The organism is Companilactobacillus halodurans (assembly GCF_009600985.1).
In the GTDB taxonomy this organism is placed as follows: domain Bacteria; phylum Bacillota; class Bacilli; order Lactobacillales; family Lactobacillaceae; genus Companilactobacillus; species Companilactobacillus halodurans.
Genome location: NZ_VDFP01000155.1, coordinates 1 through 1333 on the forward strand (window position 1 = coordinate 1; position 1333 = coordinate 1333).

Annotated in this window: 2 protein-coding genes; both read right to left on the bottom strand. The window is 33.1% G+C overall.

Features of this window, described 5'->3' with window-relative positions:
- Positions 1–350, bottom strand: a 350-nt coding sequence (locus FHL06_RS13225; RefSeq protein WP_202879074.1) for a peptidase associated/transthyretin-like domain-containing protein, incomplete at its 3' end; no start/stop codon positions are given.
- Complete coding sequence (locus tag FHL06_RS13230; protein ID WP_153387080.1) at positions 295–972, bottom strand: hypothetical protein; 678 nt, start codon at positions 970–972, stop codon at positions 295–297. The genes FHL06_RS13225 and FHL06_RS13230, both read right to left, overlap by 56 nt.
- Positions 973–1333 lie beyond the last annotated feature (361 nt).

Sequence of the window (1333 nt, forward strand, 5' to 3'; positions counted from 1 at the left end):
ACGGTAGATCCTTCTAATGGATAAGCTGAGAGTCTATATTCTCCAGGACGGACGTTTTTCAATGAAAATAATCCCTGCTCGTTAGTATCAGTGTAATAGATATAGCCGCCAGAGGCTTTATCAAATGTCGTATCTCCTTGACTTAAAATGATTTTCAATTTTATCTTTTCTTTATTGGAAAGAGTTAATTTTCCATAGACATTACCGCGAGTGAGCGGATATAAAGGTGTTTGTAGCCAAGAGTATGGCCAATTGGTTTGTTGTTTTTTGGCATATTCCTGGGCATCGAGGAGTTTATCTGTACCAGCCGGCAGAAATATGAAAATCGCCAGTTCCCAAATGGGCACCATTTAAATAATTTAGGAGAATACCATCATAGTGAACCATTAATTCTTGTTTCAACGGACCGCTAGGGTAATACTCGGTACTTGCTGGAACAAACCAAAATCCATATTCAGAACCAAAGAATCCCCAGAAAGGATTATCGGCAAAGAAGTCGGCATAATCGTATTTTGAATAAACTTTAGAATTTGAAAAACGTTCACCATCAGGCATTTCGTAAGTTTCATCTTGCCAGCGTTTGAATTGATTAGTGTAATTGCTACTAGGTTGTAATCCTATTCTAGAAGTGGTGTAGCTATTAGGAAAAATTGCTGGATCCAACCTATAAACAGTTCTTAATTCATTGATTGCAAAGGGATGTTCATCATTACTTTTAGCGATAACATAACTAAATACTTGAGCTTTTTCCGAACGCATTAATAAATGATATTCCAATCCTAATTGACTATTGTCATCACAAAAGGCAATATGTTTACAAGTATTAGAATCTTCTATTATTTCTACACGATTATAATTGGGTTCTTTAGATTTTAAATCCTGATGATAATCTAAATAAAATGAATTATGGCGGTCAGGATCAACAACGTTTCCATCAAGATGTTCAATTAAATTTTTTCCCTTGTAAGACAAAAATTTTGCTTTTCCTTTAGAGTCAAGTGTAAGAGATATTTGCTTGTTTTTTAGAGTGTATAAATTATCCTTATGTATTAGTAACAAATAATCACGCCTTTCTTAAAGTAATTTCATTCGTGTAAGTGCTTACATAATATATTTAATTCCATTTTTTTAGGCAATACAATAATGAAATTACAGGAAAAAAGTATTTCTTCTTTAGGCCTATAATAGGTTAACTAAGAAATAAGGATCATTTATTTAAATCATGTTCTTGATGCCATGTCTTAATATATTCTAAACGCTGCTTAAATAATCTTTCTTTACCTTGTTCAGTAGGAGAATAATACTGATGACCTAAAACTTCGTCAGGAGCAGT